10 protein-coding genes and 1 pseudogene are annotated in these 14,231 nt (G+C 71.7%); 5 read left to right on the top strand and 6 right to left on the bottom strand.

What is annotated here, in order from left to right:
• The first annotated feature begins 2 nt into the window (after window positions 1-2).
• The 3 genes from RMT89_RS12420 to RMT89_RS12410 all read left to right on the top strand — a co-directional run bounded on the left by RMT89_RS12420 (window position 3) and on the right by RMT89_RS12410 (window position 4,309).
• On the top strand, window positions 3-2,915 hold the full coding sequence (locus tag RMT89_RS12420) for an SUKH-4 family immunity protein (protein WP_315883762.1): 2,913 nt from the start codon (window positions 3-5) through the stop codon (window positions 2,913-2,915).
• A 142-nt stretch (window positions 2,916-3,057) separates the two neighbouring features.
• Complete coding sequence (locus tag RMT89_RS12415; RefSeq protein WP_315883827.1) at window positions 3,058-3,285, top strand: carboxymuconolactone decarboxylase family protein; 228 nt, start codon at window positions 3,058-3,060, stop codon at window positions 3,283-3,285.
• A 136-nt stretch (window positions 3,286-3,421) separates the two neighbouring features.
• The gene (locus RMT89_RS12410) at window positions 3,422-4,309 is read left to right on the top strand and encodes a cellulose-binding protein (protein WP_315883761.1); all 888 of its coding nucleotides are present in this window, start codon (window positions 3,422-3,424) and stop codon (window positions 4,307-4,309) included.
• A gap of 114 nt (window positions 4,310-4,423) precedes the next feature.
• On the opposite strand, the gene RMT89_RS12405 is transcribed toward RMT89_RS12410, so the two are convergent.
• From RMT89_RS12405 to RMT89_RS12380, 6 genes and pseudogenes are all read right to left on the bottom strand, one after another.
• Window positions 4,424-5,269 carry a pectate lyase gene (locus RMT89_RS12405; protein WP_399498035.1) on the bottom strand — a complete coding sequence of 282 codons (846 nt, stop codon included), beginning with the start codon at window positions 5,267-5,269 and terminating at the stop codon, window positions 4,424-4,426.
• A gap of 42 nt (window positions 5,270-5,311) precedes the next feature.
• Window positions 5,312-5,689, bottom strand: a pseudogene (locus RMT89_RS12400) (RICIN domain-containing protein); the annotation flags it as partial.
• A 242-nt stretch (window positions 5,690-5,931) separates the two neighbouring features.
• Window positions 5,932-7,545 carry a cation acetate symporter gene (locus RMT89_RS12395; protein ID WP_315883760.1) on the bottom strand — a complete coding sequence of 538 codons (1,614 nt, stop codon included), beginning with the start codon at window positions 7,543-7,545 and terminating at the stop codon, window positions 5,932-5,934.
• On the bottom strand, window positions 7,542-7,973 hold the full coding sequence (locus tag RMT89_RS12390) for a DUF485 domain-containing protein (protein ID WP_315883759.1): 432 nt from the start codon (window positions 7,971-7,973) through the stop codon (window positions 7,542-7,544). The genes RMT89_RS12395 and RMT89_RS12390 overlap by 4 nt, the downstream gene beginning before the upstream one ends.
• A 178-nt stretch (window positions 7,974-8,151) precedes the next feature.
• Window positions 8,152-8,667: a GNAT family N-acetyltransferase gene (locus RMT89_RS12385; protein ID WP_315883758.1), complete on the bottom strand. Its 516-nt coding sequence runs from the start codon at window positions 8,665-8,667 to the stop codon at window positions 8,152-8,154.
• A 21-nt stretch (window positions 8,668-8,688) separates the two neighbouring features.
• Complete coding sequence (locus RMT89_RS12380; RefSeq protein ID WP_315883757.1) at window positions 8,689-10,188, bottom strand: MFS transporter; 1,500 nt, start codon at window positions 10,186-10,188, stop codon at window positions 8,689-8,691.
• 368 nt (window positions 10,189-10,556) lie between these two features.
• Between RMT89_RS12380 and RMT89_RS12375 the strand changes: the two genes are divergently transcribed.
• Both RMT89_RS12375 and RMT89_RS12370 read left to right on the top strand, forming a co-directional pair.
• On the top strand, window positions 10,557-11,345 hold the full coding sequence (locus tag RMT89_RS12375) for an ABC transporter ATP-binding protein (RefSeq protein WP_315883756.1): 789 nt from the start codon (window positions 10,557-10,559) through the stop codon (window positions 11,343-11,345).
• Window positions 11,342-13,921 carry an FtsX-like permease family protein gene (locus tag RMT89_RS12370; protein ID WP_315883755.1) on the top strand — a complete coding sequence of 860 codons (2,580 nt, stop codon included), beginning with the start codon at window positions 11,342-11,344 and terminating at the stop codon, window positions 13,919-13,921. Before RMT89_RS12375 ends, RMT89_RS12370 begins: the two co-directional genes overlap by 4 nt.
• Window positions 13,922-14,231 lie beyond the last annotated feature (310 nt).

Below are 14,231 nucleotides of genomic sequence, written 5' to 3'. Positions count from 1 at the left end.
CGATGGTGACGTTCGCTCAGGCGCAGGAGCGCGCGGAGGAATGGGTCAACGGCGATGTGCCGTCGTACCAGCATCGCGAGGTGCGGGTACGGGAGTTCGAGCTCGGCTTCGTGGTCTGGGCCGAGGACCGCTCGGACGGACCGCGCTCGGACGGCGGCGCTCAGCGGCTGGTCATCGCCCGGGACAGCGGCGAGGCGACCCTGTGGCCCTCGCTGCCGGTGGGTGAGGTGGTCCGCCGCTACGAGGAGGAGTACGGCCGCCCGGACACGGCCCCGGAACCGGCGTCGGCGGCTCCGGCGCGGGTGGATCTGAACCAGACGTCGTTCCTGCTGACTCCTCCGGAGTGGTTGCAGGAGGCGGCGGATCAGATGGGGATTCCCGGGCGTCGGGGTGGGGACACCTCGGGGGGTGCGGCTGCGGCCGCGGCATCTGGCTCGGGTACGGGGTCCGGTGCCGGCGGCGGGGGGCTTCCTGAGACGCAGGCCGGGGTGCCGGGTGCGGGCGCTGGTGCCGGGTCTGCTGCTGGTGGTGCGCCGACTCCTGTGCCGGGGGCGCCTGTTGCGTCCGGTGGGGGTGCGGCTTGGCCGGATGCCGGTGCGGGTGATGACGGTGGTGGTGCCGGGGCGCAGAGGGGCGCGGGCGTGGCTTCGGGGGCGCACGGTGCGCCGGTCGGGGCGACTCCCTGGGCAGGTACGGACACCAACGCGGACGCCGGTGAGGACCGTTCCGTTCCGCTGCCCGCGACCGTGTTCGCGCCGCCGCTGAGCGAGGTGGACGACAACACGCCGCCGCCTGCGGCTCCGGATGCGAAGACGGCGTTGATGTCGGGGGGCAGCCAGCTGCCGCGGACGGCGGTGGCACCGGCGCTTGATGATCCGGGTGCGCCGGCGCATGGGGTTCCCGGTGCGCCCGGAGTTCCGTCTGTGCCTGGCGCCTCCGGTGTGCCTGGCGGTACGCCGGCGCCCGGTGCGTCGTCGTACGGCTATCCGCAGGGCCCGGGTGGTGCAGGCGGGCCGGGTACGCCCCCTCCGGGCGCCCCCGCGCCGGGTGCCACGCCTCCGCCGCCCGTGGGCGCGTCCTCCTACGGCTACCCGCAGGGCGGAGCGGGTGCCGCCCCTGACGGGGCCGGTGCGGGTGCGCCGGGTCGGCCGCTCGCGCCGAACGCCGGGGACATCGCCGACGCCGCGACGAGCAAGGCGGCGCCTCCGCCGCGTCGTGCGCGGGGCGGGGCGACTCCGCCGCCTCCGCCCAGCGCCCCGGGAGCACCGGGCGCGCGTCCGGCCACGCCGCCGCCCGCGCCGTCCGGTCCGGGCGCGCCGGGTACACCGGCGGGCGGGTACGTGCCCACGCAACTCGTGTCCGCGCTCGGTCCCGACGGCCCGGCCGGGCCGGGCGGTCCGGGCGGTCCGGGCGCGCCGCAGCCTCCGGGCGCCCCCAAGCCGCCCGGTGCGCCGGGTGCGCCTGGTGGGACGCCTCCGGGCGGTGTTCACCACGCGGCCACGATGCTGGCCGACCCGAGTCAGCTGGGCGGGGGCGGCGGCGTACCGCAGCCTCCGGGCCCGCCTGGTGCGCCGAGCGCCCCGGGCCTGCCGAACCCGCCCGGCGCACCCGGAGTCCCGGGCATGCCCGGCGCCCCCGGCGCGCCGCAGCCCCCTGGCGCCCCGGGCATGCCGGGTGCCCCCGGTGCGGGTGGCGCTCCCGGTGGTGGGCGCGGTGCCGTGCACCACGCGGAGACCGTGCTGTCCGCGCCGCCGGTGGGCGGCCCCGGCGCGCCCCCGCCGCCGCACGCCCCCGGTGCTCCGGGCGCCCCCGGTATGGCACCGGGCGCTCCCCAGCCGCCGATGCCGCCCGGCGCCATGCCGCCGCCGGGTCAGCCGATGCCCGTGCCCATGCCCGGTCAGCAGCCCCCGGCGTACGGCTACCCGCAGCAGCCCACCGGTCAGCCGACCGTGGGCCCGGGGTACCAGGCCGTGCTGCGCTACCGCGCGCAGGACGGCTCCGAACAGCAGCTGATCCGGCGTTCGGCGCCGGGCACGCCGCACCCGGAGTGGCAGATCTTCCACGAGCTGCGCGCCATGAACGTGCCGCCGGACCAGGTGCTGGAGCTGCACACCGAGCTGGAGTCGTGCGAGCTGCCGGGTGCGTACTGCGCGCGGATGATCCGGGAGCAGTGGCCGCAGGCGCGGATCGCGAGTATCGCGCCGTACGGCACGGACCACGCGAGCCGGCAGCAGGGGATGCGGCAACTGCTGGCGCACCAGGGCGAGTTGCACCAGGTGGCGGACGGGCCCGCGCGGCTCGCGCCGGTGCGGGCGCCGTTGCCGCAGGTGCAGCCCGCGCCGCCGCTGCCGCCGGAGGGGATCGGGCAGGAGCTGGCGGCCGCGTTCGGGCCGGGGGTGTTCCGGTTCGAGCAGGCGGCCGTGTCCCGGCAGGGCGTGCCGCCGGTCGTGGCGCACACCTTGGTCGCGGCGGGACTGCCGATGGACATGGGTCCCTTCTTCTGGGCGCAGGCCCAGCCGGGGCGGCCGGTGCCGACGCTGGCGGAACTGGCGGCCGAGCGCGGGGTGCAGCCGGCCTCGGACGCGGGCTCGTACCTGGTGATGGGCAGCGACTTCGGCCGGGCGGTCTGTGTGCAGTACGGGACGGCGAACATCGTCGCCGTGCCGGTGGAGGCGGGTCCGGGCGGCGCGCCCGTGCCGCCGCAGTTCGTCAACACCGGGCTGCCCGAGTTCCAGCGCTGTCTGGCGCTGCTCGGCCGGATGTGGCGGCTGCGGTTCGGTCTCAACCAGGAGCAGGCGGGCCGTTGGACCGTCGACTTCCAGGCTCAGCTGGCCGCCCTCGACCCGGCGGCGCTCGGTTCGCCGGAGAGCTGGTGGTCGGTCCTGCTGGAGCAGATGTGGGACGGCCTGCTGTGACGGACCTCCGCTGAACGGCACGCACGCGTGGAAGCCGGGTCCGGTCATGACGGCCGGACCCGGCTTCTTCGTGTCCCCGGAATTTCCTTCGGCCGAACGGTCACATCCGCTGTCCGGGCTCCGTCAGTGAGGTGAAGCACCCATCTGTCTGTCCCAGGAGACGCAGGAGGCCGTCGGGCTGCGGGTCAGCCAGATCAACGGCTGCAGATCCTGCGTGTACGGCCACACGCAGAACCTGCGCAAGGCGGGCGCCGGAGAGGACCGCATCGCCGCGGTCGGCGCCTGGCGCGAGGCTCCGTTCTTCACGGAGTTCTTCACGGACGCCGAGCTGTCCGCGCTGCTCCAGGAGCCCGCGGGCACCTCCTGGTGACGAGCGCGTGGTACCGCCGAAGGATGGCGGCCGTGACCCGTGACCGGAGTGTCGCGTTATGCACCTTTCTTCCCGATACATCAAGATGTCCGCAAAATCATGATTTTGCGTCCGTCTGATGGAGAGGGGTTCCAGCATGAGCGGCACACCGGTCCCGCCTCACGGCTTCGTGGCCGTACGGGGGCGTGGCTACCGTCCCGAACAGGTCGACGCGTTCGCCGCCGCGCTCTCCCAGGACCGGGACGCCGCCTGGGAGCGCGCCGCCCGGCTGACCGTGCTCGCCAAGGAGATGGCGGCCGAGGCGGTACGGCTGCGCGAGACCGTGGCGGGACTCGCGCCGCAGACGTACGACACGCTCGGGGAGCGCGCGCGGCGCATCTTTGAGCTGGGGGTGGAGGAGGCCGGCGCCGTGCGTGAGGGCGCGCGCCAGGAGGCGCAGCGCCTTGCGGAGGCGGCGCAGGCGCACGCGGACAGCGTGCACGGCGCGGCACAGGCGCACGCCGACTCCGTACGCGCCGAGGCGGAGGAGCGCGCACGTCAGCGTCTGCTCGCGGCGCGTGCCGAGGCGGACGAGACCCGGATCGCGGCCCGGCACGAGGTCAAGGAGAGCCGCAGCGAGGCGCTCGCCGCCCTGCGCGAGATGCGGCAGCGCACCACCGGACTCCTCGCCGAGCAGGCCAAGGAGCACGCCGAACGGTGGGCCGCGTTCGAGCGCGAGGCCGAGGAGCGGGTGGCCGCGGCCGAGGCCCGGCAGGCCGAACAGGTCACCCGCGCGGAGGCCGCGCTGTCCGACGCCAAGCAGGCGCTCGCCGACGCCGAGGCGGCGGGGCGGCGGCTGCAGGAGGAGGCGCGGGCGCGGGCGGCCGAGGTGATCGCGGAGGCGCGTGTGCGCGAGGACCGGATCGCGAGCGAGACCGAGCGCGTGCTGCGCGAGCACGGGGAGCGCTGGGACGACGTACGCGCCCATATGGACCACGTACGCAACAGCCTCATCACCCTGACGGGGCGGGCCGCGGCGGAGTAGGGGTGCAGGGGCGCCCGAGCCCCCGTATCCCGGGCGCCCCTTCGGGAGCCGGCGCGAGCCCTCCCGAGGGACTCGCGGTCCGGCGTGGTTCACCGGTGCACGACGGTCAGGTCACTAATAGGTGACGTCCGAGGTGCTGTAGCGGCAGTACGTGCCGTCGGGGCCCTCGCCCAGCGACGTCGGCTCGTCGCCGCTGCTGTTGCCCTTGAAGCGCTCGCAGATCGTGAGGTCCCTGTCGCCGACGACCGTCACGCCCGAGAGCGTCGCGGTGTCGCCGTAGTTGGCGTTGATGCCCACCAGGGCCTTGCCGGGGGCGGTCGCCTTCACGTTGCCGATGACGATGTGCCGCTGGTACTGCGTCGAGCAGTTGCCGCACGAGCGGACCAGCTTGCCGAAGTCCTCGACCTGGAAGTTGCGGACGGTGAGGGTGCCCGCGCCGTTGAACTGGAGGACCTTGTCGTCCGCCTTGCGGGCGCCGCCGCCGTCCACCAGGTACTTGGCGGACGTCGACTTGCCCTTGAAGCTCGCGGCGTCCTCGCCGACGTCCTCCCACCACACGTTCTGGAGCGTGCAACTACCCAGGCAGTGGACGCCGTCGGCGGCCGGCGCGCCGAGGACGACGTTCTTGAGGACGGCACCGTCGGCGAGCGCGAACAGCGGACCCTGGCTCTCGGACTGACCGTCGCTGCCGAGGGCACCGGAGCCGTAGAAGCGCTTGAGGGTGCCGTCGTAGGTGCCGGAGACCTCGATGGTGGAGCTGACGGCCTGGTTGCCGGTGGGGGTCGGCCAAGCGGCGAGGGCCGTACCGCTGGAGGGGGAGGTCGTGGCGGAGGCCGACGGGGAAGCCGTAGCCGACTTGGTGGCGGATGCGGACGCCGACGGGGAAGCCGTAGCCGACTTGGTGGCGGATGCGGACGCCGACGGGGAAGCCGACGCCGACGCGGAAGCCGAAGGTGTCACCTCCCCCTCCGCCACCAGCGTCCAGCTCTTGGTGCTCGCCTTGTCGCACGAGTTCTGCTGCACCAGCGCCGACTTGACGTTCAGGCACTTCGCGCTGCCCGCGTTGACCAGGTGATACGCGGCGCCCACCGCGTCGAGCTCCCACACCTGGGCCGCGCTCCCGTCGCAGGCCTGCTGCTGCACCGCCTTGCCGGCCGACTTCGACGCGTCCTTCACCGTGGCGCACAGCCCGCTGTCGGCGGCCTCGACGGTGAACCCGCCGTCCGCGTCGACCAGTTGCCAGGCCTGCGCGCCGGCGCCGTCGTCGCATGCCGCCGTGGCCAGCCGGGTCCCGGTGGACGGCACGGTCAGACATGTGCTGTCGGCCGCGTTCACCAGGCGGTACGTGCCCGCGCCGGGCCCGGACGCCGAGGCCGTCATCAGCATGCCGCCGGTGACCGCGCCCGCGCCCAGGGCGGTGACCAGGCCGCCGATCAGAAGAGCCCTGCGGGGGGTCGCTTTCCTGCGCCGCGGCCGGTGCCTGCGGGCAGTTGCTCTCTCGCTCACGTCATCGCTCTCGTTCGGAAGTTCGGGGGAGACGGAAGATCAAGTGCGCTTCCGTCCCCCAGTCGCCACCGACGGCGCGAAGGGTTGCCGGGGAGATCGGAATCTCCCCGCGGACGTCAACCCTGCCGACGTACGGCCCCCGCCAGAATCCACCCCTCCACGGCCTCGTACTGCCGCCGCTGTTCCTCGGCCTTCCGGCGACCCGAGACCACGGTCCCCAGCCACCCGAAAAGGAACCCGGCCGGAATGGAGACGAGTCCGGTCGTCGTGAACGGGAACCAGTTGAAGTCGGCCTCGGGGAAGGCGGAGAAGGGCGATCCGGAGACCAGATTCGTGCCGGGCATCATCAACAGCACCACCAGCGAACCGCCGATCATCGTGCTGAGCAGGCCGGTTCGGGTGTACCGGCGCCAGAAGAGGCTGTACACCAGCGCGGGCGCGATGGCCGAGGCGCCGAGGCAGAAGGACAGCGTCACCAGTGGCTGGAGGCTGCGGTGCTGCGCCATCGTGGCGAGGAGAATCGCCGGCGCTCCGACCGCCAGGGCGGACAGCCGCGCCAGCATCATCTCGCGGCGCCCGGACAACTCCCTCACCCGGGCGGCGAACACGTCATGGGCGAGGGAGTTGGCGCAGGCGAGGATCATTCCGGCGACCGAGGCCAGCAGTGTGAGGAAGATCGCCGTGGTGACCGTGGTGAACAGGAAGGTCTCCGCCGCGGACACCTCGGCCCCGAACGCGGCCTGCGAGCCGAGCAGATAGGCGGTGTTGCCCTGCGGGTCGGCCCCGGCGATCACGGCCCGTCCGATGAGCGCGGTCGCGCCGAATCCGACGACGGTGATGACCAGCACGAACAGCACGACCGTGGAGACCGCCCAGGACATCGAACGGCGTACCTGACGGGCGCTGTCGGCGGTGTACATGCGCATGGTGACATGCGGCAGACAGGCACCGCCGAGGACGACGGCCAGCTGTGAGCTGATCATGTCCAGCCCCGGATACGGCCCGCCCGAGAACTGCAGCCCGGAGTTGAGGAAGGCGGAGCCCACCCCGCTCTGGTCGGCTGCCGCGTTGAACAACGCCCCCGGGTCCCAGTCGAACTTGCTCAGCACCAGTACGGCGACCACGGCGCCCGAGCCGAGCAGCATCACCATCTTCAGGATCTGGATGAGCGCGGTGCCCTTCATCCCGCCGATCGCCGCGTAACTGATCATCAGCGCGCCGAGACCGATGATGCAGCCCGTCTTCAGCGAGTCACCGGAGAAGCCGAGGATGAACGCCAGCAACTGTCCGGTGCCGGCCAGTTGGACCACCATCAGCGGCACCAGCGCGGCGATCGTCACCGCGCATGCCGTGATCCGCACGCTCCGTCCGGGCATCCGGCGGGTCAGCGCGTCGCCCATGGTGAACCGGCCCGCGTTGCGCAGCGGTTCGGCCAGCAGGAACATCAGCAGCATCAGCGACAGCGCCGTACTGAGGGCGAGGACGATGCCGTCGTAGCCGTACAGGGCGATGACCCCGGTGGTGCCGAGCACGGTCGCGGCGGATATGTAGTCGCCACCTATGGCCAGGCCGTTGCGCATGGCTGACAGAGACCCGTAGCCGGTGTAGAACTCGTCGAGGTCGTCCCGGTCGGGGCCGGTCATCACGCACAGCAGCAGCGTGATCGTGGCGACGGCGGAGAACGCCACCAGGGACATCGCCTGTGCGTCACCGCTGAACTGCGTGGTCATCGGCGCGACGCCTCCTCGCGCCGGGCGTCCACCGCGGCCTGCTTGCGGATGCGGTCCGCGAGCGGGTCGACGTAACGGCGCGCGGTGTGCTCGTACAGCGCGATCGCCAGCCAGGTGACGGGGAGCTGGATCAGGGCGAGCAGCAGTCCGGTGGGCAGGCCGTCGGTGACGGTGCTCGTCATGAAGGACGGCGCGGTCACCGACAGGATCAGGAACAGGATGAAGTAGCCGAGCGCGGTGAGGGTTGCGGTGCGCCGCTGCCAGCGGTAGGCGCTGCGCAGGATGCGCAGATCGCTGTGGTGCCCGAGCGCGGGGTGGCGCTGGGTGCGGTGCTGCGGGGGGTCGGCGGGGGCGGGCGGCAGCCACGGGTAGGTGGCGTACGACGGGTGTGGTTGGTGCGGGTACGGCGGATACGGGTCGGAGGACATCCCGTGCTCCTTGCGTGGCGGCTCGGGTCCAGGTGCGGACCGCAGGGAGGTGGGGGGCGGTGGAGCGGGTGACGCACGTTACTCGGTGGTAGCAAGATCCGCGAGGCTTTCGGCAAACTGAGTGGTCGGTGTGCGCATACTTTCGCTCCGAAGGGTCTGACCTCGGGTGTTACCCCCGTTAACTCCGACTTTTCGAGAGCGCCGTCCCCTGCAACGCGCGGCGATAGGCGATGCCGGGCTGCCCGCCGATCATGAGCTCGCCGGTGGACGAGAAGGAGTTGCGCTCCAGGACCGCCCGGGACGCCAGGTTGTCCAGCGTCGTGACCGCGGTCAGTTCGGTGAGCGCGTACGCCGTGGCAGCCAGCCCGCACACCGCCCCGACGGCCGCCGTCGCCACGCCCCTGCCCGCCGCGCTCTCCCCGACGCGGTAGCCGACCTCGGCGCTGCCGCCCTCGGCGTCGATCAGGTTGATACGGCCGATCAGCCGGCCCTCGTCGTCGAGGAGGACGTGGAAGTGGCAGATGCCGAGGTCCTGTTCGGCGAGGAGTGCCCGGTGGCGGGCGGCGAAGCCGGCGGGCTCGAAGTAGTCGTCACCGCGGTCGGGGATCGTGCGCGCGAAGTACGCGCGGTTCTCGCGCTCGAAGGCCAGCACCGCGTCCGCATGATCGGCTCGCAGCCGCTCCACCCTCACCATGCGACTCAGGATAGGGACGGCTCAGTCCCCGATCACAGGGAATTTCCGTGGCGCCAGGATCAACAGCACCACGACCGCCAGCGTCGCCGCGCAGGCCGCGCCCAGATACACGGCGTGCACGGCGTCCGCGATGGCCTGCCGGGTCGCCTCCGCCGCCGTACCGGAGCCGAGTGCGCGGGTGACGGAGTCCAGGTCCCTCGCACCGCCCACGCGCGCGGCGAGAACGCCGTTGGCGATGGCGCCGAAGGCCGCCGCGCCCAGCGTCTGGCCGGTCTGCCGGCAGAACAGCACCGACGCCGTGGTGGTGCCGCGCTCCGACCAGCCCACGGTCGACTGGACGCCCACGATCAGCGGCAGTTGGAAGAGCCCGAGCGCCCCGCCGAGCAGCAGCATCAGCAGCGTCGGCTGCCAGGCCTGGCCCGGATAGGGCAGGAACGGGAAGGCGAAGAGGATCAGTGCCGCCGTCGCCATGCCGAGGATCGCGGTGTCGCGGAAGCCGATCCTGCGATACACGTGCTGACTGAACGCGGCCGACACCGGCCAGCTCAACGTCCATACGGACAGCACGAATCCGGCGGCCACGGGACCGAGTCCGAGCACCGACTGGGCGTAGGTGGGCAGGAAGACCGTCGGGGCGACCATCAGCAGGCCCAGCGCGCCGAGGGCGAGATTGACCGCGGCGATCGTACGGCGGCGCCACACCCAGCCCGGGATGATCGGATCGGCCGCCCGGCGCTCCACCAGGACGACGGCCGCCGCGAGGACGACTCCCGTGGCCAGCAGGGCCAGTGAGGGCGCGGACAGCCAGGGCCAGGCCACGCCGCCCTGGACCAGCGCCGTCAGCAGGACGCCGCCGCACGCGAACACCGCGAGCGCGCCGGCCCAGTCGACACGCGCGCGCGTGGCGGGCTTTTTCCGCTCCGGCTCGTGCAGATGACGCACGATCAGCCACAATGCCACCGCCCCGACGGGAAGGTTGACGAGGAAGATCCACCGCCAGTCGGCGTACGCCGCCAGCAGGCCGCCCACGCCGGGACCCGCGACGGCGGACACCGCCCACACCGTGGACAGCTTCGACTGGATCTTGGGGCGCTCCTTGAGCGGGTACAGATCGGCGGCGAGCGTCTGGACCGTGCCCTGGAGCGCGCCGCCGCCGAGGCCCTGCACGATCCGGAAGGCGATCAGCGCCCCCATGTTCCAGGCGAGGGCGCACAGCAGTGAGCCGAACAGGAACACGGCCGCGCCCGCGACCAGCACCGGCTTGCGGCCGAAGGTGTCGGAGAGCTTGCCGTAGACGGGGAGCGAGACGGTCACGGCCAGCAGATAGCCGGAGAAGAGCCAGGAGAAGTAGGAGAAGCCGCCGAGGTCGCCGACGATCTGGGGGACGGCGGTGGAGACGATCGTGGCGTCGAGCGCCGCGAGAGCCATCGCCAGCATCAGGGCGGCCACGACAGCGCCGCGGCGGTCGGTTCCGGTGCGCTGTGCGGAGTCGCGTATCGCGGGTGTCGTCTCGCCGCCCACCGGATTCCTTCCCCCTGCATCTATCTGCCGCCGACAGCATCCCACTTGAACCTCACGTGGCGGCAGGGATGAGGCTGAGGGAGGAGGCGACCCCGAGAAGAACTCCGTCGAAAGGTGCACTGCCCCTAGGGGGACCTCCGTACCAGGGCCCGGGGAGGGTTCGTACCGGCGGAGGACGAGACGGTCCCGGGCCGGTCCTTAACCTGGCTTTACGCCGCTGAGGGGCGGCTGACCGGCCTCACGGTGGTGGGGTTTTCCCCCGCAGAAGACTGCGCTGGGCACCAGCGCGCCGAGGCCCCTCCCACGACCAGACTCATCGACGTACCGCTTCGCACGACTCATCTGCTGACCGACATAGGAGATTTGCCATGACATCGGCCGTAACCATTCCCAGGCACGGGGGCACTGGAGGGCGTACGGCCGTTGCCGCCCGGGCGCGGCAGGTCGTGAAGGCCTACGGGTCCGGGGAGACCCGGGTCGTCGCCCTGGACCATGTGGACGTGGACATCGCGCGGGGACAGTTCACCGCGATCATGGGCCCCTCGGGTTCCGGCAAGTCCACCCTCATGCACTGCCTCGCCGGTCTCGACACCGTGACCAGCGGTCAGATCTATTTGGACGAGACCGAGATCACCGGCCTGAAGGACAAGAAGCTCACGCAGCTGCGCCGGGACCGGATCGGCTTCATCTTCCAGGCGTTCAACCTGCTGCCGACGCTGAACGCGATCGAGAACATCACGCTGCCGATGGACATCGCGGGCCGCAAGCCGGACCGGGAGTGGCTGGCGAGGGTCGTCGAGACCGTCGGTCTCTCCTCGCGGCTCAAGCACCGGCCCACCCAGCTCTCCGGCGGTCAGCAGCAGCGCGTCGCCGTGGCCCGGGCGCTGGCCGCCCGCCCGGAGATCATCTTCGGTGACGAGCCGACCGGGAATCTCGACTCACGCGCGGGTGCCGAGGTACTGGGCTTCCTGCGCCGTTCGGTCGACGAGCTCGGGCAGACCATCGTGATGGTCACGCACGACCCGGTCGCCGCCTCCTACGCGGACCGTGTGCTGTACCTCGCCGACGGACGCATCGTCGACGAGATGTTCAAGCCGACCGCCGAGGCCGTCCTGGACCGCATGAAGGACTTCGACGCCCGGGGGCGTACGTCATGACCGTGCTGAAGACCTCGATGCGCAACTTCTTCGCGCACAAGGGACGCATGGCCCTGTCGGCCGTGGCCGTCCTGCTGTCGGTGGCCTTCGTCTGCGGAACCCTTGTGTTCACCGACACCATGAACACGACCTTCGACAGGTTGTTCGCCGCCACCTCCTCCGATGTGACGGTCAGTTCGAAGGAAGCCTCGGACACCGGCGAGACCACCGCCGACAACGGCAAGCCGCCGGTCATGCCGGCCGCCGTGCTGGACGAGGTGCGCGGCGTGCAGGGCGTGAAGTCGGCGGAGGGGGCCGTCTTCTCCACCTCGGTCACCGTCGTCGACGGCGACAAGGACAGCCTCTCGCCCTCCAGCGGCGCCCCGACCATCGTCGGCAGCTGGAACAGCAACGAAGCCCGCACCATGAAGATCACCTCCGGTACGGCGCCCAAGGGCCCCGACCAGGTCATGGTGGACGCGGACACGGTCGACAAGCACGACCTGAAGCTCGGTGACGAGATCGGCGTGATCAGCGCGGTCGGCACGCACACCGCGAAGATCTCCGGCATCGCCGACTTCCAGGTCACCAACCCCGGCGCGGCGATCTTCTACCTGGACACCAAGACCGCCCAGCAGGCGCTGGTGGGTGAGCCGGACGTCTACACGAACGTCAACGTCACGGCGGCGAGCGGTGTCACCGACGCGCAGCTGAAGAAGAACGTGCTCGCCGAGACCGGCGGCGACTACAAGGTGATGACGGCCAAGGAGACCGCCGACGCCAACCAGGACGACGTCGCGGAATTCATGAACGTCATGAAGTACGCCATGCTCGGCTTCGCCGGGATCGCCTTCCTCGTCGGCATCTTCCTGATCATCAACACCTTCTCGATGCTGGTCGCCCAGCGCACCCGCGAGATCGGCCTGATGCGGGCCATCGGCTCCAGCCGCAAGCAGGTCAACCGGTCGGTGCTGGTGGAGGCGCTGCTGCTGGGCACGGTCGGCTCGGTGCTGGGGGTCGGCGCGGGCGTGGGGCTCGCGATCGGCCTGATGGAGCTCATGGGCTCCATGGGCATGGAGCTGTCCACCTCCGACCTGACGATCGTCTGGACCACCCCGGCCATCGGCCTGGTCCTCGGCGTGGTCGTCACCGTCCTCGCCGCCTATCTGCCGGCCCGCCGCGCGGGCAAGGTCTCCCCGATGGCAGCCCTGAGGGACGCGGGCGCCCCGGCGGACGCCAAGGCGGGCGTGGTACGGGCCGTGCTGGGCACCCTGCTCACCGCGGGCGGCGGCTACGCCCTCTACCTGGCCGCCTCCGCCGACAAGGCCAAGGACGGCTCGCTCTGGCTCGGCCTCGGCATCGTCCTGTCCCTCATCGGCTTCGTCGTCATCGGCCCGCTGCTCGCGGGGGGTGTGGTGCGGGTCCTGGGCGCGCTGATCCTGCGGATGCTCGGCCCGGTCGGACGCATGGCCGAGCGCAACGCGCTGCGCAACCCGCGCCGTACGGGCGCCACGGGCGCCGCCCTGATGATCGGCCTCGCGCTGGTCGCCTGTCTGTCGGTCGTCGGCTCCTCGATGGTCGCCTCGGCGACGGACCAGCTCGACAAGACCGTCGGCACGGACTTCATCGTCCAGTCCGACAGCGGCCAGCTGGTCACTCCGGAGGCCGTGAAGGCGGCGAAGGCGACGCCGGGGCTCGACCATGTCACCGAGTACAAGATCGCCAAGGCGGACTACACCACCCCCGACGGCGAGACGCTCAAGGACACCGACATCACCGCGGCCGACCCGACGTACGCCGAGGACCTGCGCACCAAGACGGTCGCCGGAAACCTCGCCGACGCCTACAAGCCCGACTCGATGTCCGTCCACGAGAAGTTCGCCAAGGACCACGACATCAAGCTCGGTTCGAAGATCGAGGTCGCCTTCAAGGGCGGCGCCACGGCCGAGCTGACGGTCCGGGCGATCACCAGCAGTGACGTCGTCATCGACGCGGGCTCCAAGTACACCTCGATCGCCACGCTCGCCAAGTACGTGCCGGCCGACAAGATGCCGCTCGACCAGCTGATCTTCGCCTCGGCGAAGGAGGGGCAGCAGGACGCCGCGTACAAGTCCCTGAAGTCGGCGCTGGACGACTACCCGCAGTACACCGTGCGCGACCAGACCGACTACAAGGAGGCCCTGAAGGACCAGATCGGCCAGCTGCTGAAGATGATCTACGGCCTGCTGGCCCTCGCGATCATCGTCGCGATCCTGGGTGTGGTGAACACCCTGGCCCTGTCGGTGGTGGAGCGCACGCGTGAGATCGGCCTCATGAGGGCGATCGGCCTCTCCCGCCGCCAGCTGCGCCGCATGATCCGCATGGAGTCGGTGGTCATCGCCCTCTTCGGTGCCCTGCTCGGCCTGGGCCTCGGCTTGGGCTGGGGCGCGACCGCCCAGAAGCTGCTCGCCCTGGAGGGCCTGAAGGTTCTGGAGATCCCCTGGATCACCATCGGCGGCGTCTTCATCGGCTCGGCCTTCGTGGGCCTGTTCGCGGCCCTGATCCCGGCGTTCCGGGCGGGCCGGATGAACGTACTGAACGCGATCGCGACGGAGTAGCCACCGCATACGGGGGTTGCGGGGGAACCGGTGCCGGGAAGCCCTGGGGGCTTCCCGGCACCGGGCGTTTCGTCTTCCAGCCCGGCGGTCGTTGTCTTTCCGCCCGTCCGGCGTTTGAGGACGGGGCCCGTTCAGGGCCGAAGGGGGGTCTGGGGGCGCAAGCCCCCAGCGGGGGTCCGGGGCAGCGCCCCGGGATGGGACGGGTAGGGGCGGCGGGGGCGAGAAACCGCAAGGCCCGCACCCGCGCCGGACCTGTGGACAACCCACGTTGTCCACAGCCCCGGCGCCCGCCCGCGCAGCGACGTACGCT

It is taken from the genome of Streptomyces sp. P17 (assembly GCF_032436805.1).
Classification (GTDB): domain Bacteria; phylum Actinomycetota; class Actinomycetes; order Streptomycetales; family Streptomycetaceae; genus Streptomyces.
The sequence above is the reverse complement of the archived record's forward strand: the minus strand, read 5'-3'. Positions and strand labels throughout refer to the sequence as shown.